The 240-nt window shown below is 50.0% G+C and carries 1 protein-coding gene; it reads right to left on the minus strand.

All coding sequences use genetic code 11. From position 1 onward, the window contains the following. On the minus strand, window positions 1-240 hold a 240-nt coding region (locus ACG94X_RS16935), incomplete at both ends, for a hypothetical protein (RefSeq protein ID WP_419384820.1).

Below are 240 nucleotides of genomic sequence, written 5' to 3' on the forward strand. Positions count from 1 at the left end.
GTGTGGTCACCGCAGTGTTTAAGCTGCTGATCGCATCACCGACGTTGTTGACTGTTGTGATTGTGCTGGCATCGTTTGGATTGCTTTGTACTGTGTAACTCGGTGCACTGATCGTACCTGTAGCAGCGTCATACTTTGACCCACCACCCAAGTTAGTGGCTGTGCTGTTGCCTAAAGCATCTGTGTTCGCGCCTGACGATGCTTCAAGTGCATCCAATTGGTCTTTGTTGACCGCATCTT

The sequence above is a fragment of the Acinetobacter psychrotolerans genome (assembly GCF_048552595.1).
GTDB lineage: Bacteria > Pseudomonadota > Gammaproteobacteria > Pseudomonadales > Moraxellaceae > Acinetobacter.